This window comes from Lysinibacillus sp. FSL M8-0134 (genome assembly GCF_038069745.1).
Lineage (GTDB): Bacteria > Bacillota > Bacilli > Bacillales_A > Planococcaceae > Lysinibacillus > Lysinibacillus irui.
This window is the reverse complement of the sequence record NZ_JBBPAJ010000001.1, coordinates 1,927,781-1,951,277: the sequence shown is the minus strand read 5'-3', so window position 1 is coordinate 1,951,277 and position 23,497 is coordinate 1,927,781. Positions and strand designations below refer to the sequence as shown.

General features: G+C 35.3%; 20 protein-coding genes and 2 pseudogenes. 6 read left to right on the top strand and 16 right to left on the bottom strand.

Features of this window, described 5'->3' with window-relative positions; all coding sequences use genetic code 11:
- The first annotated feature begins 173 nt into the window (after nucleotides 1-173).
- Nucleotides 174-632: a DUF2975 domain-containing protein gene (locus MKY49_RS09760; protein ID WP_341386096.1), complete on the top strand. Its 459-nt coding sequence runs from the start codon at nucleotides 174-176 to the stop codon at nucleotides 630-632.
- 252 nt (nucleotides 633-884) lie between these two features.
- On the opposite strand, the gene MKY49_RS09755 is transcribed toward MKY49_RS09760, so the two are convergent.
- Together MKY49_RS09755 and MKY49_RS09750 are read right to left on the bottom strand one after the other, a co-directional pair.
- Nucleotides 885-1,436, bottom strand: a complete 552-nt coding sequence (locus tag MKY49_RS09755; RefSeq protein WP_341386095.1) for a GNAT family N-acetyltransferase — start codon at nucleotides 1,434-1,436, stop codon at nucleotides 885-887.
- Nucleotides 1,437-1,790: 354 nt separating this feature from the next.
- A complete protein-coding gene (locus MKY49_RS09750) occupies nucleotides 1,791-2,357 on the bottom strand; it encodes a GNAT family N-acetyltransferase (protein ID WP_341386094.1) in 567 nt (188 codons plus the stop codon).
- Nucleotides 2,358-2,729: 372 nt separating this feature from the next.
- Here MKY49_RS09750 and MKY49_RS09745 point away from each other — a divergent pair, with 372 nt between their 5' ends.
- Nucleotides 2,730-3,125 carry a DUF3224 domain-containing protein gene (locus tag MKY49_RS09745; RefSeq protein ID WP_274796922.1) on the top strand — a complete coding sequence of 132 codons (396 nt, stop codon included), beginning with the start codon at nucleotides 2,730-2,732 and terminating at the stop codon, nucleotides 3,123-3,125.
- An 86-nt stretch (nucleotides 3,126-3,211) separates the two neighbouring features.
- Here MKY49_RS09745 and MKY49_RS09740 read toward each other — a convergent pair.
- The 8 genes and pseudogenes from MKY49_RS09740 to MKY49_RS09705 form a co-directional block, all read right to left on the bottom strand.
- Nucleotides 3,212-3,316 (bottom strand): annotated as a pseudogene (locus tag MKY49_RS09740) (GNAT family N-acetyltransferase); the annotation flags it as partial.
- A gap of 5 nt (nucleotides 3,317-3,321) precedes the next feature.
- Nucleotides 3,322-3,819, bottom strand: a complete 498-nt coding sequence (locus tag MKY49_RS09735) for an AAA family ATPase (RefSeq protein ID WP_341386093.1) — start codon at nucleotides 3,817-3,819, stop codon at nucleotides 3,322-3,324.
- Between the two features lie 169 nt (nucleotides 3,820-3,988).
- Nucleotides 3,989-4,327 carry a cupin domain-containing protein gene (locus MKY49_RS09730; protein ID WP_312506113.1) on the bottom strand — a complete coding sequence of 113 codons (339 nt, stop codon included), beginning with the start codon at nucleotides 4,325-4,327 and terminating at the stop codon, nucleotides 3,989-3,991.
- A gap of 235 nt (nucleotides 4,328-4,562) precedes the next feature.
- Nucleotides 4,563-5,456: an SDR family oxidoreductase gene (locus tag MKY49_RS09725; RefSeq protein WP_341386092.1), complete on the bottom strand. Its 894-nt coding sequence runs from the start codon at nucleotides 5,454-5,456 to the stop codon at nucleotides 4,563-4,565.
- 336 nt (nucleotides 5,457-5,792) lie between these two features.
- Complete coding sequence (trhO, locus tag MKY49_RS09720) at nucleotides 5,793-6,740, bottom strand: oxygen-dependent tRNA uridine(34) hydroxylase TrhO (protein WP_341386091.1); 948 nt, start codon at nucleotides 6,738-6,740, stop codon at nucleotides 5,793-5,795.
- A 511-nt stretch (nucleotides 6,741-7,251) separates the two neighbouring features.
- Complete coding sequence (locus tag MKY49_RS09715; protein ID WP_274796917.1) at nucleotides 7,252-7,794, bottom strand: GNAT family N-acetyltransferase; 543 nt, start codon at nucleotides 7,792-7,794, stop codon at nucleotides 7,252-7,254.
- A 100-nt stretch (nucleotides 7,795-7,894) separates the two neighbouring features.
- Nucleotides 7,895-8,659 carry a class I SAM-dependent methyltransferase gene (locus MKY49_RS09710; protein WP_274796916.1) on the bottom strand — a complete coding sequence of 255 codons (765 nt, stop codon included), beginning with the start codon at nucleotides 8,657-8,659 and terminating at the stop codon, nucleotides 7,895-7,897.
- Between the two features lie 341 nt (nucleotides 8,660-9,000).
- Nucleotides 9,001-9,459, bottom strand: coding sequence for a GNAT family N-acetyltransferase (locus MKY49_RS09705; RefSeq protein WP_341386089.1), 459 nt, complete (start codon nucleotides 9,457-9,459; stop codon nucleotides 9,001-9,003).
- A 353-nt stretch (nucleotides 9,460-9,812) separates the two neighbouring features.
- Between MKY49_RS09705 and MKY49_RS09700 the strand changes: the two genes are divergently transcribed.
- The 4 genes from MKY49_RS09700 (at nucleotide 9,813) to MKY49_RS09685 (ending at nucleotide 13,214) form a co-directional block, all read left to right on the top strand.
- Nucleotides 9,813-10,064: a GlsB/YeaQ/YmgE family stress response membrane protein gene (locus MKY49_RS09700; RefSeq protein WP_274796914.1), complete on the top strand. Its 252-nt coding sequence runs from the start codon at nucleotides 9,813-9,815 to the stop codon at nucleotides 10,062-10,064.
- 514 nt (nucleotides 10,065-10,578) lie between these two features.
- Nucleotides 10,579-11,208: a LysE family translocator gene (locus MKY49_RS09695; RefSeq protein WP_274796913.1), complete on the top strand. Its 630-nt coding sequence runs from the start codon at nucleotides 10,579-10,581 to the stop codon at nucleotides 11,206-11,208.
- A 73-nt stretch (nucleotides 11,209-11,281) separates the two neighbouring features.
- Nucleotides 11,282-12,514 carry an MFS transporter gene (locus MKY49_RS09690; protein WP_312506123.1) on the top strand — a complete coding sequence of 411 codons (1,233 nt, stop codon included), beginning with the start codon at nucleotides 11,282-11,284 and terminating at the stop codon, nucleotides 12,512-12,514.
- Nucleotides 12,515-12,776: 262 nt separating this feature from the next.
- Nucleotides 12,777-13,214 (top strand): general stress protein, encoded by a 438-nt coding sequence (locus MKY49_RS09685; RefSeq protein ID WP_341386087.1) that lies wholly within the window; start codon nucleotides 12,777-12,779, stop codon nucleotides 13,212-13,214.
- Nucleotides 13,215-13,603: 389 nt separating this feature from the next.
- On the opposite strand, the gene MKY49_RS09680 is transcribed toward MKY49_RS09685, so the two are convergent.
- From MKY49_RS09680 to MKY49_RS09655, 6 genes and pseudogenes are all read right to left on the bottom strand, one after another.
- Complete coding sequence (locus MKY49_RS09680) at nucleotides 13,604-14,677, bottom strand: phosphotransferase enzyme family protein (protein WP_341386086.1); 1,074 nt, start codon at nucleotides 14,675-14,677, stop codon at nucleotides 13,604-13,606.
- Between the two features lie 342 nt (nucleotides 14,678-15,019).
- Nucleotides 15,020-15,985, bottom strand: a pseudogene (locus tag MKY49_RS09675) (phosphotransferase enzyme family protein).
- A gap of 297 nt (nucleotides 15,986-16,282) precedes the next feature.
- Nucleotides 16,283-20,407, bottom strand: a complete 4,125-nt coding sequence (locus MKY49_RS09670) for a chitobiase/beta-hexosaminidase C-terminal domain-containing protein (protein WP_341386085.1) — start codon at nucleotides 20,405-20,407, stop codon at nucleotides 16,283-16,285.
- Between the two features lie 634 nt (nucleotides 20,408-21,041).
- Nucleotides 21,042-21,227 (bottom strand): hypothetical protein, encoded by a 186-nt coding sequence (locus MKY49_RS09665; RefSeq protein ID WP_274796908.1) that lies wholly within the window; start codon nucleotides 21,225-21,227, stop codon nucleotides 21,042-21,044.
- An 890-nt stretch (nucleotides 21,228-22,117) separates the two neighbouring features.
- On the bottom strand, nucleotides 22,118-22,729 hold the full coding sequence (locus tag MKY49_RS09660) for a zf-HC2 domain-containing protein (RefSeq protein WP_341386084.1): 612 nt from the start codon (nucleotides 22,727-22,729) through the stop codon (nucleotides 22,118-22,120).
- A complete protein-coding gene (locus MKY49_RS09655) occupies nucleotides 22,719-23,228 on the bottom strand; it encodes an RNA polymerase sigma factor (RefSeq protein ID WP_341386083.1) in 510 nt (169 codons plus the stop codon). The genes MKY49_RS09660 and MKY49_RS09655 overlap by 11 nt, the downstream gene beginning before the upstream one ends.
- Nucleotides 23,229-23,497: the final 269 nt, after the last annotated feature.

The following is a 23,497-nucleotide window of genomic DNA, read 5'->3' as shown; positions in this document are numbered from 1 at the left end:
CTTCATGAAAAAACTTACAATAACTGAAGTACGATTCCCACATGATTATTAAATAACCAATTGAAAAACAGCAATAATATATTATAAATCGAAATAAATATATTGATAAACGATAAAAAATAGACTAATATCGTATTATATCATATTATCATTAAGTCAATGAGGTGCTTCAAATGAATGGTAAACTAAATTCAATTTTATTCTTAAAGATCGTTGCTTTTCTTATTGGAATTGCGGTGCTTGCTGTGTGTATATATTGGTTACCTCAAGCAGCTATACGGGATGCAAAAGAGCGTCCAGGAGATTATTCGATATATCCATTATTAATAGGTGCATATGGAGTATGCATCACGTTCTCTGTTGCGTTGTATCAAGCATATAAACTATTGAGTTTTATCAATATAAATAATGCTTTTTCTGAGGTTTCCCTTCAATGCTTGAAGGTTATAAAAAAATGCGCTTTCACCACTATTTTATTCATTTTGTTTTTAATAGTTTACCTAAGGGTTTTGGCTATGTTCACGGGTGATGACGCAGCGGGTCCGATAGCACTTGGTCTTATAGGGATTTTAGTAACTGCTATCATCGCTGCCATTATAGACGTACTTCAAAAGCCCATAAAAATAGCCTAGAAAAAATGTAGGGGTTTATTTTGCAAGTATATAACTAACTACTGAATTATGACCTTTAAATGTAAAATGGGCCCTATTCTTTTAGAAATAACACCAAGCCCTTTAATGCAAATAGGCGCATTACTTATTTTAATCTGCACCCCAAATGTTAGGGTCGTGTCTAACACTTTAGGTGCAGATTTATTTCAGAAAAGCGCTTTACCTGAAGACTCGATTTCAAGATTATCCTAAGGGATGAACAACCACAATTTTTTATTTCCAATCTCTCTTTAAAAGAGAAAAAGAGTAGTGATCATAGTAATTCCCTCTAAAAAAATGTTTGTTTCTATAAATGCCTTCATTTATAAATCCAAGGTTTTTTAATAATTTTATAGAGTTTTTGTTATTTAAAGCGACATATGCATTTATCCTATTTAACTTCATATTACTAAAGCCACTTTCTATTGCTGATATCAATGCTTCTTTCATATATCCCTGTCCCCAAAATTCATACAATAAATCATAACCAATCTCAGCTATATTATTGGTTTTATCCCACAAGTCATAGCCACAAGTACCAATTTGTTCATTACTATCTTTCTTTACTAAAACCCACCTATTATATCCTCTTATTTCTGGCTCTGAATTCCACTCAATAAATTCAATTGCTTCTTCTTTTTTCGTATATATTTCTTCATCGTATAGAAATTCACAAACTTTTTCATCGCTAAAAAGTTTAAAAATAAAATCTATATCCTCCCTATTTACATTTCTTAATTTTAATCTTCTGGTTTCTAGTTCTGGAAATAATCTTTGCTCGCTCATTATGTAACTCCTTTGCAGAATTATTTTTTTAATCCATTAAGATACCTTTTAGTGGATTAACATACACATTCAAGATGAACTAACTAATTTCCTCTCCTCTCTAGATAGTGATTCAGTAAATACTCCTGATTCATATATCCAATTAAAATAATACTCTGGGAAAGTAATAGAGGATTGGTTAGAAAGGTACACTGCTAATGATGAAAAAACTATTGAAATAGTTAGAGGTAAATAATGTTTTAGGTTACCTTCTATATTGATAGTGCCGAACTCTATTTAAAAAGGCACTTCCTTGCTCCAGGAAAGCGCCTTTTTCTAAGACTTCAATTTAGATAATTCTTTTTTTAGCTACCTTTAATTTATTTTAGAATAAATACAAATGTCAGTCAGCCTGCTGCCATCTGCGGTTAGATCCTCATTCCTTAAAGTACCTTCTAATATAAAACCAAGTTTTTCCGGTATAAAACGACTTTTAACGTTTGTTGATTCACATCTTATTCCAATTCTCTTAAATTTAAGATAATTTAATCCGAAGTCTACTAACTCCTTTACTGCTTCCGTCATATATCCATTACCACTATATTTTGTATTAATCCAGTATCCAATCTCACCTTTAGGAATGTTCCAGTCAATTGCATGAAGACTCGTAGTTCCAATTAAGTCCTTGCCTCCATCTTTATCAAAAATAAGGAAACGAAAACTATCTCTTTTTAAAAAATTAATATGAGCATTTTTTAACAAGATTTCTGTTTCTTCAACGGTCGGAACTTGTTGGAAAAGTGACAACCACTCTTTTAATTCAGAAAAGGAATCTCTAATTGCTTGGTTCACAATTTCTCCGTCTCCAGTTAAAAGTGGTGCACGAAGAATTAGTCTTTCTGTTTCTAATTGTAAAGGAATATCTAATAACAAAGGGTTCATTCGTTTTTCCCCTCTCCTAATTATTGTAGATTAATCTGTCATTTTATTACTCTCTCTAATTATGGTAATGAAAATGATAATATCCTATTTCTGTAATGGGAAATCCCGTTGCATCATCACTAAGAAAAACAACATTAGATCCGAACGATGCTCCAAGTCTTTATCTACTCTTCACATCTGTATTTCTAAAGAATTGTATTCAAATCAATTGGTTTAGTCAACAACTATTGTTCGACAATCTAGCCCGTATAATATTACCCAAAGTTAGTAATGAAAAAATAATAAAAGCAATCTTATTCTATTATTGATAATGGTACTTTTTGGATTTATACTTGAGGTGAAATACCATTTAGTAATGAAGGGAGATTTACTATGGAGGTAACATTTACAGTAAGCAAATGGGATGAAAAGCCAGTGGACAACACTAGAAATGAATTCCCTATAAATATTGCCCATGTCGAGTATGATATTGAGGGTGAATTAACAGGAAAAGCTTTTGTTGAATATTTATTATTTTATATAGACTCTTCTATAGATGATGGTCATTTAGCCACTTCTAAAATTTCCGGATTTTTGCATTTTGAAGGAACTTATAAAGGAAAACAGGGCACGTTTACTGCTCTAGAGCAAGGGATATTTGATAAAGGAAATCTAGATTCTCCAGCAACAATCATCAAAGCTACCGGTGACTTAGAGAGCCTGAAAGGATCTTATAATTATAAGTTTACAGGTGACACGAGTAAAATGATTCTAGATTTTACATTCTAACAAATTAGTAGTTCCCGCTTCTTGAATAGTGTATTTATAAATTTAAAAGGGAGAACACAATACAGGCTCTCCCTTATCTCGTTTATTTATTTGATAACAGCCATTTCCATTCTAAATTGATCACCATTATCAATAAATCCTAAACTGGCATATAAGTGATGTGCTTCCTGATTTTCTGGATGATAACCAACCTTTGTTATTCTTTTCCACTAACCTCTAAAATATTTAAACCCTCGGATGCTTCAGGGGCTTCAAAAAATTTAGTAACGTGAATAAACGTAGCTTCCGTGTCAAAAGCTGCTCTTTCGGGCTGTTCGATACGCCTTTGTGCTATTTGATGTAAGCATTGCTCGTTATTTAAATTAAGGAAAATTAGTTGATGGTTTGCATTGACCTCGGACGCTATATCCAAAAACCACTTTCGCTGTTTTTGAGTGTTACCTGGAAAATCCATCACTACATCAGTACCAACACTTAAAATATTTTGGACATGCTTTTTCATCATCGGCTTAAGCTGCGCTGAAAATTGAAGATAGTCCTCAAATGATGTAATCTGATCGGGATAAAGAGATGCTAGCCATTCATCCTCAGATAACAGGACCGCATGTTTTTCTATAGCCATTTGTTTTGATTTCGTTGATTTTCCTGCTCCCATTTTTCCACAGAAAAAGTAGAGAGTCCCCAATCGTTCCATATTTTTATTCCTCCGAGCTTATTTTATTGGTATTGTGCCAAATTCTAACTGTCTTTTTTAAGTATGCATATTCAGTTTTACATATTCACCATCTAAATGGGGTCTTTTCATTGTTGTAGGATATAAACACATTATTTGTAACCTTTATTCAAGATTATGTATGAACATTTTACAAATTAACTCTGTCACCTTTACTATTTGGTTGGGATATTACTAAAAATTCAACATCCTGATTAGATTCATTACGCATTTGATGTTTGATAAGAGGAGGTATTTCTATCCCTTCTTGAGGATTTAATGTAATAATTTCATCGTGAATTTGAATAGTTGCTATCCCTGTCAAAATAAAGAAAAATTGACGTGCTTGCTTATGATAATGTACAACTTCCGTTGTATTTGCTGGCATTCGTTCGTGGATGATGCTTAATTCTGTATTTTTTACTAGATGCCACCCATCACAGTTATCACCCCATAAATAATGCTCAGCATTGTGCTTACTTATCTTCATTACAACCACTCCTTATCTTAATATCAATTTCTATTATATAGCCAACTTTCAAATTTTTTATATTTAACGAGCGTGCCCTGTTACTTTATTGTACTTTTCTTCAAAATCTCTCAACCCATTTTTAATCAATAAAATGGCCCTATACAAAAAGACACCCATTTCTACATGAGTGTCTTAAATGTGATGAAATTGGTTATTTTCGCATCAGATTTTTCTATTTGACATTTACGTAAGATTACAAGTCTATCGGCTTGCCACCAGTCACTCCATAAATCTGACCGGTAATATAACTTCCTTCATCGGAGGCCAAAAGAACATACACCGGTGCAAGCTCTACTGGTTGTCCCGCACGGCCGAGAGGAGTATTTTGGCCAAACTTTGGAATTTCTCCTTCCAATTTTCCATTATCCAGCTGTAACGGCGTCCAAATTGGTCCTGGTGCAACACCATTGACACGCACACCCTTAGAAGCAAAATACGAGGACAGGGATACCATAAAGTTGCTTATGGCACCTTTTGTCGCGGCATAATCCATTAAAGATGAGGACGGATCGAACGATTGAACCGATGTGGTCATGACAATCGCACTTCCTGGTTCCAAATGTTTTTCGGCAGCTTTGACAGTCTCAAACATGCTGATGATGTTTACTTTGAACGTGTCATGCACTTGTTTGATTGTTAAGTCACTTAGGGATGGCTGTGCGATTTGTTGCGCAGCATTCAATACTAGTATGTCTAATCCGCCAAAAGCTTCCACTGTTTTTGTCACAATTTCTGTCGCTGTGCCATCTTCTCGCAAGTCATACGGTAGCAGTAATGCTTTTCTGCCTGCTTTTTCAATTAATTCTTTGACTTCATTGGCATCTTCCTCTTCGCCAGGGAAGAATTGAATGGCCACATTTGCTCCCTCGCGTGCATATGCAATGGCGGCGGCACGGCCAATTCCAGAATCGCCTCCGGTAATCAAGGCATTGCGCCCTTCCAGGCGATTGTATCCTTTATATGATTCTTCTCCACAATCAGGTTTAGGGCTCATATCATTTTGTAGCGCTGGCGTATTCTGTTCTTGATCCGGGAATTTCTCCGTATAAAATTTCGTACGTGGGTCAGTTAGATGTGGGTTTCCCATCAGCAATCATCTCCGATCTTGTTTAATAATTAAAAAGTTCCGCAAGGCTTCTTCAACATTTTGCGAGCTTGCACTAGCTACATCCTGTTACATTTTTTTGAATACCCTATGATCATTTACTTTAAACAGCTTTAAGTTATTAGCATCATCACCTATTAATTAGTCATTTACTTTTTCCTTACAAAAGAAAAAACACCCTGTGTAAGCGAGCAGACTAGTCCATTATTGGAATGGATAGTTTGAACACTTACATAGAGTGTTTTCAGTACTTCAATATCGTTGGTTGAGGTTATGATAGATATTTTATGCCGTTTTTTATGATTGATATACGGCTTTTTACGCTTTTGCTTGTAACGCCTCAATCGCTTGCGCTACTTGCTCTTCTGTTAAATTGTGACGCACGATGTAGCGGTTGCGTGCATGCTTTGTACATTCGATTGTACAGCCACCTAAATGTTTAGCTTCATTTTCTTCAGATGCGATGATTTGTTTGTTACATTCAGGGTTTGCACAGTTAATGTAACGTTCACAAGGTTCACCGTCATAGTGATCACGACCGATAATTACGTGCTCTACTTGATTGATTGGCACCGTTAAACGTTCATCAAATACGTACATTTGACCGTCCCATAATTGACCTTTTGTAACAGGGTCTTTTCCGTATGTGGCAACACCGCCATGTAATTGACCGACATTGCCAAAGCCTTCCCGTTTCATCCAGCCCGAAAACTTCTCACAACGAATCCCACCCGTGCAATAAGTTAAAACATTTTTCCCTTCGAATAGCTCGCGGTTTGCACGGACCCATTCCGGTGTATCACGGAAGTTTTTTACATCTGGTCGAATCGCGCCACGAAAATGGCCGACATCGTATTCATACGTGTTGCGCACATCTAATACTACTGTATTTTCATCTTGCATTTCGGCAAGGAATTGTTCTGGTGACAGGTAGCGACCTGTTAATTCATGTGGGTTTACATCTTCTTCTAAGCCTAAGTTTACTAACTCAGGACGTGGGCGTACGTGCATTTTTTTGAATGCATGCCCTTCTGCCGCATCAATTTTAAAGACAATGCCTTCAAATAATGGGTCTGCTTGCATGTTTGCCATGTATTGCTCTGTTTGCTCAATCGTACCTGAAACAGTACCGTTAATGCCCTCAGTAGCTACTAAAATACGACCTTTTAAACCGATTTCTTTACACATGGCTAAGTGCATTGCTGAAAACGCTGCTGGATCTTCAATCTTCGTGTAATGATAATATAATAATATTTGATAATTCATTGTTTCCACCTATCATTTCATATATTTGCAGGATATACCTGATAGTGTCTTTAACGACCTATTAACAATACAGGATAATCATTTAATATGCTATCGGTAATTAGACTGAAATCGGTATTCAAAAAATTCATAAAATGGCCAACAGACCTTTTTAAATAGAAGGTGAAACTGTTCTTGATTGTAGACGCATTTCTTATGTATTGAAAAAAATTAAGCTTCTTTATTTGGATTTAATTATTAATTCTGTTCTATTCAGCACTCCGTATTTATCAAATATGATCTTTTGCCTTTTTTAAAATTGCTATTGCTGTATAGTAGACCTTCCAGATGATAAAACATCTTTGAAAATAATATATTGCTGAACTATTAGCGAGCTTCAAAAGAAGACACTTTCTTTTACTGAAAGCGCCCGATCGCGGTATACAATATTTATTTCTTATTAAGTCAGTTCTAACAAAATCGGTTTTTCCTTATAGATATTTGGGTTTATAATGAGTCGAGACGTTGTAGCCTACATTTCTTTCAAAGAGATCCTATTCACTAAGGATTCTGTTATGTTCCTATCTAGTTTTTTAATGGCTAACATCGAACTATCCTGAATGATTCCAGTCTCCATGAAACCAAATGAAGCGTATAATGTTTTAGCTTTGACATTACTTGTATGATAAAAGAGGGTTACATATTCTGCTTCTCCATCTGGCGTAGTTTCAATATCCTTCAGCATTTTTTCAAAAGCAAGTTTGCCATATCCTTGCCCCTGGTAATGCTTATCAATCATCATATGCCAAATAAAATAGCTCTTCTTCCCGTAAAAAACTTCAGTTTCAAATGATTCATGATCTAACGTATCATAAATGTACATCAAGAATCCAACCACAATTTCATCGGCATAAATGGCAAATGGAGTCGCTGGTATTCCGTCTGCGTTCATCATATGAGCGTCTGCAAAGCTTCTGAGGTTAGTCGTTTCTATATAGTCTTTCTGGTTTTCATTAACTTCAAGTGCTATTACTTCATCTATGTTATCACCGTTTATTTTTCGTAATTCAATCATCTTTTTCTCCTCTCCTAAGGTCAATCACTTCCACACACGTCTTATAACATTTAAATAAAATAACAATTTTTCTTCTGCATCCTTAATTAAACTAATTTAGCTATTTAAAAGCCAAAATAGTAAATTCCCACGGTATATTTTCATTGTTCCAACCACGATGCTCATCAAATTTTTTTAATTTAAAACCAGATGTGATGACAGAATTTATTATCTCGCTAAGTGTATATAATCTTATAGACACATCAGGAAAGTCCTCTTGTTCATGCTCATCAAAGAAATGCTTATACGCTAAGTCTCCATTTTTTATTTCCTTGTCAAAATAACCTTGTTGGATTTGATTTTGGATTTCAGCGTTAGGACCTTTAACTATACATTTTCTTAAGGGATGAAAATCACTTAGAATCATTTCTCCACCATCTTTTAATAATGAAAACAAAATAAACATGAATTTATCAATATCATTAAAATAATGCAATATGCCACCTTCTAAATAAATCATGTCAAAATGATTGCTATACATTTCTAAGTCTATATCATAAATATCAGTGACAATATAATTAATAGAGGTATTTGCAAATCCCACTAATTCTAAGGCGTATTTTTGGTTTTCTGCTGAAATATCAAATACTGTTACTCCAGCACCCAATAATGCTAATGGTACTGCTTTTCTGCCATTTGAACCACAAACATTTGCAATCTTCTTGCCTTCAATACGTTCAAAGTATTGTTTGTGCTTTTTAAGAAATGCTCCGGGATTTTCTACCATATGAGTAGCTAAATCCTGTGGAGTACCGTTACTTTTGCTCCAAAATTCATATGCTCGATATTCCCAAGCCTTTTTATTTTTGATACTTTGTTCATTCATCTTTAGTAAGACTCCTTCTCAATAGAACTTAGATAAGCTTTTAATAATCGTAATGGTATTAGTTTATCGTGCACCTACAAAGAAAATGGCTTACCCTTGTTCCAGGAAAGCCCCCGATTGCTAAATAATTAAAAACGCGAAAGCTGCAAAATAGTTCTCTTTGTAAAAGCCTTGCTATCTCGCCATTAGCCCCACGATATGACGATATGACCTTGTTTTTCAACCATAATCAAGATACCTTCTGCTGACTTAAATAGACTAGCTAAAGTTTTCACCTAAAAGAGAGGAGATTTAGCAACTTTAAGACTTACAATCATTGCCATTAGCTATCGCTGTATTAGTTATAGAGCAGTATTCTTTTTAAACAAAGGTATTCTCCCTCCACTAAGTCCGTAAGCAACCCCAATCTTTTCCCAACCATATTTCTCATAGTAGTCTTTAAGATCTGAAGTAAGATAGAGATATTCGTACCCTCTTTTTGCTGCTTCCTGCAGTCCATGATTCAACAATTTAGCTCCTAGAGAATTACCTCTGAATTTTTCATCTATAAACAAACATGCTAGCCATGGGCTCAAATCCTGACGGCTATTTAGATCATTACGAATTAATGCATAAGTTCCGATAATGTTATCATCTACTTTTGCAATGTAAAAACTCGGTATGTCATTTGGATTAATTAAGGCATGAATCATACAATCTTCATAAAAAGCACGACCACCTTCCACACCCCATTCTTTCCAAAAAACATCTATAGCCTTATTAAATAATTCATCCTTCTTTGATAATTGAATTATCTCCATCAATATCTCTCTCCTCTCGTTTTTAGTTTCATTATTCCTTTATGAAACTAGCTATATTCTTATATCCCAGAATTTGGTCTTTCAATAGTTATTCTCTTATTTTTTAAAAATCCCTCCTTAAGTTAACCTGCTGCTTCAATTACAGCTAACACGCCCGATTAGAAAAGGAGATAATAACAGACGCACTATTTTATTTACTTCATTGATGACAAAACATATTAGAGATAACAATGTCCACCATCTTCTTTGAAACTTCAAACAAATTTTTTTCCTCCTTATGTTTGAAGAGGTTTAATAAAGGTTATAAAACACTATGGCGAAATATTTAAAATAAAAAATAGGAGTTGGACAGTATGAGTTTTATTTGGTTTTTAATAATTGGCGGGATTATCGGTTGGCTTGCAGGTATAATTTTGGGTAAAGATATCCCAGGAGGAATTATTGGTAATATTATCGCAGGTATAATCGGTGCATGGATTGGCGGTATGCTTCTTGGAAGTTGGGGTCCTAAAATTTCAGATTTCTATATCTTCCCTGCTCTCATTGGAGCAATTATTCTAGTTTTCATAGTGAGCTTAATTATGAAATCATTGCGAAAAGCTTAGTAAACTCAAAAGATCTTTTAGTTTATTTCAAGTGAGTCCGTTGTAACAACAATAATGTAGACTGTGTTTATAAAAAAAGCGGCCTTCCACAATCTAATCGTGGAGGCCGCTTTTATTTTGCTCTTATTTACTTAATAATCCTCAGCTCCGTAAATTCACTGATTCAACAATAGCGCCAAATTACTGAATAACGTTAGCTCCTTTTACATTATATTTCGTTGTATTAACCTTACTTTTAAGCAAGTTTTATAGTTATCAGAAATTTGTACAAAAAGCTACTTTTGGTTTCAATTAACTATATTGAGGTGTTCCTTTGTCATAAAATTACAAAGAAATGCACACTCGTTTTCACATATCTATTTTATCACATAAAAAAAGCTGACACTGAAATGATTATGTAAAAAAATATCGAATACAATTACAAAAATCCTATTAGAATCGCCCTTTTAAATTGTCCTAAAAGTTATTGCCTTCGAATAAAATGCAAGTACATTTGATAATTGGAGGATAATTTATGGATTCTATGTTTACCTATATCTTTTTAGGCATATCAATGGCTGCAACAATTGGACCTGTTAAGACTGTACTTTTAAATACAGGTTTAAAAAATGGCTTTTTTCATGCATGGTTTTTTAGTCTGGGTGCCATAGCGACGGACATTATATATATGTTTATCGTATATTTTGGAATTGGCCAATTTGTCAATTCCATTTGGTTGAAAACAATACTATGGTCTTTCGGCTGTTTTGTTCTTTTGTACACCGGTATCGAAAGTTTACTGTCGCTACATAAAATTGAGATGGATTCGAAAACTGGTAAAAGAACTCGACTGAGACAATCCATCATGACCGGATTTTTCATGTCTTTTTTGAATCCGCTAACCATCCTTTTCTGGCTGGGAATATACGGCTCCATACTTGCAAAAAACGCTGGTATCTCTACAGGGTATGAAATCATTTTGGTAAGCATCGCCATCTTGATTGGCATTATTTTTGTGGATTTTATTTATGCCTTTTTATCCAGTGTCGCTCGGAAATTATTGTCTACAAAACTTTTGAAAACGGTCTCTTTTATCTCAGCCTTATTAATGATTGGTTTCGGAATCTACTTTGGCAAGCAGGCTTACCAAGTGTTATTCCAATAATCTCACCAACAGCGCATAAAATGAACACGAAAGGAAACCATACCTTTAAAAGAATATTAGTCGAGGTGTGGTAATGGACCAAGAGAAGGTTAATGTAAGTGTCTGGTGTATTGTAAGTTTGACTTCTATTCCGCTCATCATGACACTGGGAAATTCGATGCTTATTCCCGTGCTCCCGATACTGGAAGATAAGGTCGGGATCACTTCATTTCAATCGAGCATGATCATAACTAGCTATTCAGTCGCAGCTATTTTTCTTATCCCAGTAGCTGGCTATTTATCGGACCGCTTCGGTAGAAAAATAGTCATATTACCGAGCTTAATTTTAGCTTTAATCGGTGGTCTGATTGCCGGATTTGCTTCATGGAAAATGGATGACCCGTACACAATAATTATTGTTGGCAGAATAATTCAGGGAATAGGGGCGGCTGGTGCCATGCCGATCGTTTTGCCTCTTGTAGGTGATCTTTATCAGGATGATGACGAAAAAATAAGTTCTACATTAGGAATAATTGAAACATCTAACACGTTTGGGAAAGTGTTAAGTCCCATTTTAGGTTCAATATTTGCCGCTTTTTTATGGTTCCTGCCCTTCTTTTCCATTTCAGCGCTTAGTCTGATTTCAATTATACTTATTTTCTTCTTCGTTAAAGCTCCTAAAGATGATGATGAACCATTGAAGTTCAAAGAGTTTTTACGAAATACAAAAAAAGTTTTCAAGGAGGAAGGAAAATGGTTGTATACCGTATTCCTTAACGGAGTCCTTGTGATGCTCATATTATTTAGTATGCTATTTTTTTTGTCAGAAAACCTCGAGAAAGTTCATGATATAAAAGGGATTAAAAAAGGGTTTGTCCTCGCCATTCCCCTTTTATTACTTTGTATCGCTTCATATATATCCGGTAGAAAAATTAAAGGAAACCTGGGAAGGATTAAAAAAATAATCATTGTCTCCTTGATAGCAATGTCTGTCAGTATTGTCTTCGTTGGGTTTACAAGCAAAAAACTGATACTTTTATTAGTCGTAACGAGTATAGTGGGGATTGCTATTGGTGCACTTTTGCCTGCACTTGACACAATTATTACTGACAATATTAGAAAAGAGTTAAGAGGAACCGTATCCTCTTTTTACAGCTCAGCGCGATTTATAGGCGTTGCAGCCGGCCCTCCTATTATGTCACTTGTCATGAAAAACTATCTCAATGCCAGCTATATTACGGCAGGTGTATTGGGATTCATTCTCCTGTTCGTTGTCCTAAAATTTATCAAAATAGAAGATATTGAAAATAAAAATGAAATGGCATAAAAAAGAAGGACCTTCAGCTATTGAGACTGAAGGTCCTTTTTTGAAAGCACAAAGACATATTATTCTTGTCATCGTCTAGTTGCTCGCTTCTTCCATTAAAATCGACTACTTTAGGAGCTGTAGTAGGCCCACAACTTGGTTCAAACAATGGAAAATTTGTACAGTATCTTTGGTATACATTTGCTTGAAGGTGAAATGTGTCTAGAAATACAAAAAAACGGGTAAAGAAAACACAGCTGAAGCAAACAGGAGGTAATTTTTAATGAAGAATCAAGTTATTGGTGTATACGATAATGAACATAGAGCGGCTGAAGTTGTTGAAAATTTAAAAGAGAAAGGCTATACAACTGAGGAAATTTCAGTTATTACTAAAAAAGCAAAAGAATTATCTGAAAACACACAGGAAGTAAAACCCTCCACTATAGATGGAGCCCTTGCTGGAGCTGCAACTGGGGCTGCAATTGGCATAGCAGGCGTGATAGCAGGATTATCCACTGTTTTGATTCCCGGATTTGGCGCTGTGTTGGCTGCAGGTCCTATTATTACAACAATTGGGGGAGCAGTCGTAGGGGCTAACTCTGGTGCTGGCGGGTTAAAACATGCTCTTATGGAAATTGGAGTCCCAGATGATGCAGCTGAACGTTATTCTAACGACGTTGAGGATGGTAAAATTCTGATATTTCTTCATCCCAAAAAGTGAGGACGAAATGAATGCTCAATGTTCGCATAAATAACACGCAGTGATTTTAACTAATAATTGTAAATCGCTAGATGTATTAGCTTCCCTCGGGAATAAACTCTATTATGGAAAGCACATGAGATTGCGTTTCTTAAGATATAGGTTTGATTCCTGCCGAGGGCGTAAGAAAATTAGTGAGCTTGTAAAGGTTTTGTATAGGACCTTTTGTGTTTGAGTGCTTTTCAATTGTTGATAACACGCAAAATAAGAAGTTCCCCTAAAAGGACTTCCATTTAGGAAGTCCCCTGCTTGCCATAATCCTTCGTTTAAAGCATGATTTTATTTAATTATAATTCCTTGTTTTGGCACCCGGAATTCGTCATCAAGCCTTTCCCTGTATTTCAAAAAGACTAAATATTTCGTTCCTCATACTCAAAAGGTTCTTCACAAGAGTAGATTTCATGGAAAAAACCCTTATACGGGATGTCATCCTCCAGACATTTTATGAGATAGGACAGCTCCCTGTCACACTCCAGCTCTTCGTCATTATTCTGCATCATTTCAAATCTATCTAAAATATTCTCCATAATGGTCGCTTCGATAAATACGGGCAATTGATCCAACATCGTATTATCGATACTGGTCTCAGATTTATATCCCTCAAGGACAGAATTAAAATAATCATCCATAAACTTTTTGCGTTCTCCCGCATCCAGTTCAAACTGTTTCCAGCCCACTCCTTGTGTCCAAAGATCTGCTAAGTCATACATATACCAACCGAAACATGAATTATCGAAATCATATACGGTTATTTGTCCTGTATCAAAATCTATCTTATAATTCCCATCGTTAAAATCAAAATGGATCATACCGAAAGACTCACTGTTCCTGTCCAAACCTTCTAAGGTTTTAAGTAGCTCGACTAGCTTCTCCTTAAGCAGAGTTAAGGAGCTAGGTATCAATTTATTAATATATTCGACATTGTACTTATCAAAAAAGCTATACCGACGATGGACGGGACTATATTCTTTCGATAATTGATGCAGTTTCCCCAGCACCTTACCGCAGTTATAATAATATTCGGTAATCGAAACGCCTTCCCTGTACTGATAATTATTTTCCACAAGCATTTTTCCCTTAGCCTTTTTAAACAGGCAGACAAAAAAGGTATAATTTTGATGAGTAATCTCTTCTAAGAGATTCCCATTTCTTGAGTTGATGACATCTGAGACACTTCCGCCATGCTCGAATAAATACCTGATATACTCAACTTCGCCAAGATAATCTTCTCGGCTTCTGTCATTTAAGAAAGCGATTCTAAGTATTTTAACGTCGGTGCCCTCTTTTTCACAGGTATAAACAACATTACGCCCTCCAGTATGTGCTTGAACTGGCTTGATTTCATAGCCTTCCAACTGGTACAACTCTGATATTAATGGAAGTAAATATGTATCACCCATTTTAACAACCTCATTATAAGTCATAAATCTTCTCCTCCCTTAGCAAGTCAAGTAGTTAAAATCTCTGTTAGGAATAATTTGAAGGGTCTGCAACCTCCCCACATAAGTTCAATTAAACGAACTCCTAATTACATTTTTTTATCGTTTTGTTAAATTATTCAACAAATTCCTATAAATACCCTTTTTAATGAAGTTACTTAATAACTTACAAAACATTTCGTTCTAATAATTAATAGTCCTTTCTATGAATAAAGACACCTTCCTTATTACAGAAAAGCGTCCGTTTATTTTTGATAGATTATTTTTAAAGGCATGCATGATAAAGGGTCTAGTTCTTCACTTTCTATTACAATTACAGTTAATCCCTTATTTGATTTGATTCAACAAACCGTTTGTGTCAAGGAAAGAATGATCTTTTTCAATTCTCATTCTAAAATGGTTCATTATTCTTATCTGTTCTTCCGTTAAGTTTTCTTTATTCCAATACATATGCATCAAGCTATACTCAAAGATTTCTTTTAATTTGATAAATAGAGGAAGTTTATCTAACATTTCCTTTGGGAGATTGTTTTCCTCTTGGTATCCTTCGATGATTGCTTTTGTAATACCTCTTCCATATTCAATGATGTTCCCACCACCGACAAATGAATACTCGATCGCACTATATATGGGAACAGCTAAATCAAAGATATAATAATTTTTCTCACAATCTTGAAAATCAACCATTGACAGCTTTAAATCTTGATCTACTAATATATTCTCTAACCATAAGTCACCGTGTAACAATCCATAATTCGAACTGTCTTTTGGCATGTTTTTTATTGTACTTAATATTTCTTATGCCACATCTCTAATCGTATTCTCTTCCTCAGGAATGTATTTCAAGAATGCATACTCCTCATTTTCATACCAATCATTGATATATCTAGTCGGATGTATCTCCTCAAATTTTCTAGAGAGGCGATGTAATTTACCTATTTGTCTACCTAACTCTTTTAAAACATTTGCATTCCATTCATTCCTTGGTAAATGGTTACCAGCTGCGGATTCATAAAGAACAGTTAATAATTCCTTTTTGTTTAAGGTTATCTTTTCTACCACTCTACCCTTTATTGAGACAATTGCAGGTGATACACCTAGTCCTTCATTATGTAGGTAGTTTGTATATGTAACCTCTTCTAATTGTTCATCATAACCTTTGTAGTTTGTTATTCTTGCAAAGTATTCACCTTGTGTTGCGGTACAGCGAAACATTTCATTTGTTACTGCTTCAACTTTTATAAAATCCACTGGATATATTTCGTTGAGTAATTCTAGTAATTTTTGTTCCATGTCATCGCTACCTCCTGTCTAAATAAGTAAGAGTTTAAATCAACTAATTAATAACAAAATTTATCAAAACTTACATTTAAATAATAACATAGATTATCCAATTTATGATTTAAAGTAATAGTCAATTAAAAGTTGAAACCTTAGTTTTTCAAGGTAATTCATTTAAATACATGATGCTCAAAAATACATAAAAACGTCATTAAGGAATTTTTCCCTAATGACGTTAAACAACATTCCATTTTCGGTTTTTTGTCTACTAAACTCTATGTTTATAAATCAACTTACCGCAAGGAGCTATTACTTAAACTCAATTTCCTCTTCTGAAGCCCCTTTCGTATAGGTGATGTTCGCTTCAGTAGGTAAATTTCGTATCTCTTTTACATTTTTTCCTTCGATAATTATTTTTCCAATTTGTGTACCTTTAAAATCAATAATAGCATTTCCTTTTTTCGGACTAATTGTTACTGTTTTGTCTGCAAATCCTTCCCCGTGGAATTCCGCATATTCACTAAATACCGCGATTCCATTTTTAATGTTCGTATTTTTCCCTAACGTTAGCGAAATACTTTCGCGATTCATTATTAACTTACCTGTTTTGTAGTTATCAAAGTTGTATACATTTTCAGGTATGATTGGTGTTGGCACTTCCTCATTCCCTGCCTTCAAATCAATTTGAACTAAGACTGGGTCATGATCCGATGCACGCCCTTGTGCTTCTGTAAAGTTCGCATTCATATGAATTAAGTCAATTTTCGCATCATCAGCAAGATTATTCGAAACTAAAATATGATCCAACACTTGATTGTTCCCTTGGAAGAAGTACGTAAATCGGTCTTGCTCTGGAGCTTTATCTACCATATTCGTTAATACATCACCTTTTAACGTTTCAAGAGCTGGTGTGAATTCAAAGTCATTCATGTCCCCTGCTACAATAATATTTAATTCCGGATTTATGGCAAGTCCTTCATCGATAAAATCATTGATGGCTTGAGCAAGCTGAATACGTTTCGTTACGGATTCTAACACCGGCGGCTGCGTTGGTCCCCACAGTGAGCCATCCCCACCTTTAGAATTTAAGTGAGCTCCGATAATAACTACTCGTTCTTCCTGGAATTCAAATTCTGCTGCAATTGGTTTACGTGTATCTACAAATTTTGATGGATCTACAAAGCCAGGATTTAAAGCAAGGCTTCCATCTGCTGTCCACGTATTCGCTTGGTCACCCAATCCCTTTGTACCTGTCACTAACGAAACACGCGTCGGGTTATATAAGTAACCTACACGAATATTACCACCAGGTGCACCACCTACTGTATTGTTAATTGGCATGACGTCAATCCAATCATAAGCAGGGCCACCAGCAGCTTTAATCGCATTAATTAATCGCATGTAGCTTTCTGATGCATCAGCATTTCCTGAATCAATTTGCCCATCATTATCTTGTACCTCGACTAATGTAATAATATCTGGTGACTTCATATTTTTCACAAATGTCGATGCAATTCTGGCTACTTTTTCATTTGATGTGTTGGCAGGATTATTCGAGAAGTTTTCGATATTATAAGAAGCGACATTTAACTTGTCCGCTACTGGTTCGAGATGCGTCACTTCTTGTTGAATATTCGCCTTTGTCACTTCCGGGAATACTTTATTCGTGTTCAGTCGATAGCCATCTGTAAAATTCTCTACAAAACCGATAAGGGCTTCATTAAAACGATCACCTGAATCATAGTTTTTCCCTGCTACCCCTTCAAGCATAATTTTTTCGGGGTTATAATCATCGGCCGCAATATTTAAACCGCCATTGACATTAAATGTATTATTGGTTGTGCTCGGTACAACAATTGGAGAATCATTATTATATATTGGTCCAATCACTCTTGCTTCTGGGAATGATACACGCATATACTCGATTGATTCCCAAAAATCAATACCATCTTCTTGTGGATCAAAAATGCTAAAGGCATCATTATCGATTATTTTATTTGGTGGGAATAGGTCCTCTCCTATCACAAGCGCTTCTGGAATTACTGCTGTACCTGTTTTTGTAATATTGGCTGCTGAAATTTGCGTATCTTTCAATCGAGAGTTGCCACCCTCTTCCATTACTTTTCCTGATACTTTAATAATGTCCCCTACCGCTACATTATGTGCAGACTTATTTACCTTGATCGCAGTTGATTTTACGCCATCGAATGCCGAATCGACTTCTTGCATAATGAAGCTCGATGAATTAATAACGAATGTTACTATTCCCTCCACATCATTTACCGTTAAATCAACATATGGTGATGTATGACTTGCTCCTTGAATATCACTAATCTTGGCATTTTTAGTATCAATAATTTCATAAACAAATGTAGCTATTGCACTGTTTGTTAAACCTTCTTTTACCGCAATCGCTTTAATCGTCATTGGTTTATTAACAAGGATTTCCTCTGTATACTTTGTACTTGCTGTTGTTGGTGTAGAGCCATCCATTGTGTAATAAATCGTTGCACCTTCTGTCATTGTAGAAAGCGAGACTTTCGTGCCAGCTGTTACGCCTCCAACGTGAGAAGCTTTGATATCCTGCACCTTTGTTACATCTTCAATAATGCGAATCGGGAGCAGTTGATGGTTTGTATATTGACCAATAATCCCTGTAATTTCCCCATACGTTTTTCCACTCACTAAACCTGAGTCTCGTGTTTTATCGTAAATAGCAAATGTGCCTACTTCGTCAGTTCCTGTAAAGTTTTGACCCGAACCAGTAATGGCCACATTTTTAATTGTTACTAATTTCGATTCATTGTCTTCTGCAACCTCATTACTTTTGATAATGTGCGGCTCTGGTATTGTCGAAGGAACAGGCACGCCAACAAGCGAAATATTCATTAATTGCTTTAGTCCGCTATATTCAGCTACTTGACCTTGCACCGTCACCCGATCACCGACATTGGCAGCAAGACTATCTGCAGGATAAATGGCTATCGCCGCACCATCTTCATCTTGAATGTGTGCTGTAGCTGTTTCTAATTTTGCTGTTACAATACCTGATACGATGACAGTTTGTCCGATTTCTTTATTTCGTGCTTCCGTAATGGAAATAACGGTCGGCTCTTCTTTCACTGTAAAATTAAAGGACGCAACTTCACTATCGTCTAAACCAGTTGCAGTAGCAAATGCTTTAATTGTCATGGCTTTATTTACAACAATGCCCGCTGCTGCATCATAAATCTCACTAGCTGTTGTTGGTTCAGTACCATCTATCGTGTAATAGATTGTTGCATTTGGTGTATCTGTAGATAATGTTACTTTTGTTCCTGCGTAAACTTCGCCTGTTGCTGGTAAAGCTTTAATATTCCCTACTTGAGTTGGCTCATAGTTTGATACTAATTGGAAGCTTTCCGCGCTTAACGTTTTTAATTGATATGTCCCGTTAAAAATTGACGCAATCCCTGTCACGGTGATGACATCTTTGTTATTGAATCCATCTGCTTCAAACTGAGAGAACTGATAGCCTGTACGGTTATCATGGCGAATTAACAGCTCGTTATTTGCAGCATCGACCGCTTTAAATTCAAATGTACCATACGTACCAGATGGCGCTAAATCTTTAATCTTCACATTTTCAATTGTAATTAATTCACCTTGTAAACTGTCATCAATCGGAAGAGTCACTGTTTGTGGTGCAGGTGCTGTCCCTGTAGAAAGTCGTTCAATTGTCGGTGAATTAAATTGAACTTCTCCACTATATAAACTAGTTTTCCCTGTGATTTTGACAATATCTCCGACAGCTAAGCTCCCTGCTTCTGCAGAACTAGAGAAGACATATACCCCTGCTGTCTCATCCTGTACATAGAAGGCCTTGCCTCCCCAGCTACCAGGTGTTGTCGTAACCGTCCCTTGAATTTGAACTGTGCGGTCAGTTCCAACAGCTGCACGAGCTTCGGCAATTGTTGCCGTCTCGGGAGGATTTGGTTCAGTTGTATCATCCCCAACAAACTCAATTGAAGTTGGTGATTTTAGCCCTGCATGGTTGCCAAAATATTTTTCTAGTGAACCTGTTATTTTAACTTTTTTCCCAAGATTACTTGGGTTAGTATATAAACCGAAATTGGCTCTATAGGAGCTTGGTAATTGAATATACAGCATTTTCGTGACATCTGTTTCACCCGGTGTATCGGCAATCGCAATATTTGTGTCACTATCTGCTATCACTGAATATGAAGTTTCACTTTTGGCAAACCCTACGATATATCCTTCTACAGTAACATTACTCTTCACTGTGGTTGGATCAAATTGATTGACCGCTTCCCCCACTCCAATAGCCTCTGTCGTATCAGCCTTTACAACTGTAAAGTAAGGCAAAATCATTGAAATGACTAGTAAAAATGATAACGCAATTTTGGAAACGAAATTAATTTTATATCTCTTCATTCGTTTAGCTCCTTATATTTTTTTATTAATGATCAAAGAGTTTCTGTGAAGTTATTCAATTATTGTGTTCCCCTCACCTGTAAACCTAACGAAACTGATAAACCTGTTACCGATTGTAATTTGGGTATTAGGTTCCTACTATCGGTGAAATAGTTAACGCAATTTTTTAATTCCACCAAATTCCCATACTTAGAGTACTACCTCCCTCATTCCTATTTGATAAGAATTCAATTAACAAAATTTTGGTCACCAAAATCTTGATTAACATATTAATTTTAACAGATAAATAATAAATACATTGTAATTTACTATTAATATTCTAAATTTTATGTAAAATAGTACATTATAAATCTTTTACATAGTTAATGAGAATCGTATTAACAGGCCTTTTATCCTGTTGAATTTCATTTCTAGTAACTATATTTTCTCAGAAGGAAAAACGGCAGCATAGGATTACCCTTTCCACAGGGACTGACATGGTCGAAGTGGCGCCCATTTGACTAGACAGCGATAACATTTTCTCCTTACTGTTATCACAATGCGAGACGTAAAAAAGCTGATGAGTATCATCTACTCATCAGCTCAAAATGGTTCGTGTTACTTCCATCTATTTGTTAGTGGCAACATCTATTTATTATAATCGCTCTAAATCTTGGTATTCTTTCATATAAGGACCATCCTCTGCAACATAGGAATGGTACAATGCCTTTACTGCAAAATTTTTCTCTAAACCCATTTCAGATTTTAGCTTTTTTAATTCATCATGCAACGTTCGATGTTCATTGATAAGCTTTAGCATAGTTGTTTTATTATATTTCATTATATCCGTCCTTTTTGTTGATCTGTGGAAATGCAAAATCCTCTGGTATCTGATAATAGAATATACGACAATCTCTCTTACTTATGATACGGTTCACCGTGATTAATTTAAACTTGTATATTTAAAAATAATCCATTCCTCTCCAATATAGCCCATTTCATGAAGAAAGACCCTTCCATACTAAAGAAATGTGCCCGTTACACTTAACAAGGAATATTAGCTTGTCGATTTAGCAGTGGCTGCTTCCTCTTACAAAACTATGCAGGGCATACATCCAACCCAAGCTCTGACCTTAGGCATAAACTGGTTATAAGTCTAATTTTAAAAAGGAGTGAATCTGACATATGCGATATATGGAAGAAATGCCTTTCTATGGCCAGAATCCAAGGGGGCTTGAAAATTGTTTATTTCGTTTCACGTATATGTGGCTTAGAAACGGTGACAATTTCTGGTTCTTCTTGACTACTGTGGGTCACGAAAGAGCTTATGGTTACAGGTTTTTCGGTGGAAGATGGAATCAATATTCAATTGCTTTAAGAGACATCGACTCCTTCCGTTGTTCTCCTCCGACTCCAACTCTATATTAGAAAACGGCTCCTTATAATCCAATTGTTCATTCTTACTTTAGAAACTTGAGGGCTTTCATTATTCGAAATCGTTTTTTGAATCTAATATAGTATACACCAAATACACTTGCGTGTTCCCTCAATCATGTATAAAACGTTAATCATTCGGTTAGCGTTTTTTATACTGAAATAGAATAAATGCCAAAACAAACTTAAAATTCAATCCTTCACCATTTCAATATAAAATTATACGTTTACTTTTCTCAAACAAACTGCCCTTTTCTTGAGAAATAATTCAATATATATGACTAGTATCGTTTTTTCTCATATCGCATTAATAGTAAATTTACCTTGTGGCGCTTTGATTTCAATATAATATTTTTCATGTCTTTTCAAGCCCTCTAATTTCACACTTGTTCCTGCCGGCACTTGCACTGCATCAATGACTATATTGTCGTTATCATCTTTTACTCTTACTAACACGTTCTTTTCATTATTCGCATGATTCACGATTGCTTTTCTCCAAAAAATACTATCAAATATGATATAGTTTTGATCATTAAACTTTACACCCTCCCATTCTTCCTTATCATCCGGTACAGTTGCAATTCCCCACTCATCTGGGAAAAAGATGTCATTGACAACCCCAACATCTTGTACGATCCATGCTCCTATTATTGTCATCATAAAGGTAATCATAACTGCTATAAGCACTTGAATACGTCGTTTTTTATTAATTCGTTTAAAAGGCTCTTTTGCTACGGTTACTTCTTTTGTCAGCACTTGAATGTTATTGGTTGGTTGCTTCATCATCTGTAAGTTTTGCTGACACTTTTCACAGTGTTCTATATGTTCTTCAACAGCTTTTGCAGTCTCTTCACTACAAATTTCATCCATATAAGATGGCATTAAATCTTTAATAATATTACAATTCATGCGGATCAATCCTTTCTGATAGTTTTAATTTCGCACGATAATAGGTCACTCTTGCCCAGTTTTCACTTTTATCAAATATCTCACCAATTTCTTTAAAACTAAGTTGAATCGATGTTCTGAGTAAAAAGATTTCCCGATAAGGCTCCTGTAAACGATGAATTTCTTTATGTATAGAAATCAGTGTACTGCGCTTTATGAGCGTAGCTTCTGGTAAATCCTTGTTTGAAGGGATTTCTAAACCCAATTGCATCATATTTTCTACACTGGCATTAAGATGGTTCTTCTCCTTTTTTAAGTAATTATAATAAGTGTGTTTGGCAATCTGGCATAACCAGACAGATACTTTGCAATCACCGTTATAACGGTGGATTGACTTAACCGCTTGATAAAACGTTTCTTGTGTTAACTCTTCCGCTAAATCTACATTCGATGTTAAACAAATAAGAAACCGTTTTACTTCATCTGCATAAGATTGATAGATTCCACTTAAATCCTCCACCTGCCCCCTCCTTTTCTTAACTATTAACTGGGATACTTATAAATAGAATTAAAATGCTTTTCGTTACAAGAAATTGTATTGTTTATAATATATCTTTATCCTACCCGAAGCACCCTTTAGTAACCTTTTATAAAAGAAATACACCTGATTGTTGAAGAAAAGGGTTTTTCTATAATCTCATATAAAATTTTTAATACGCTTCACCATAACATATCCACATAAAGTTTTATTAAAAAATAAGAATTAAAGTTGATTATGCTCTAATGGTC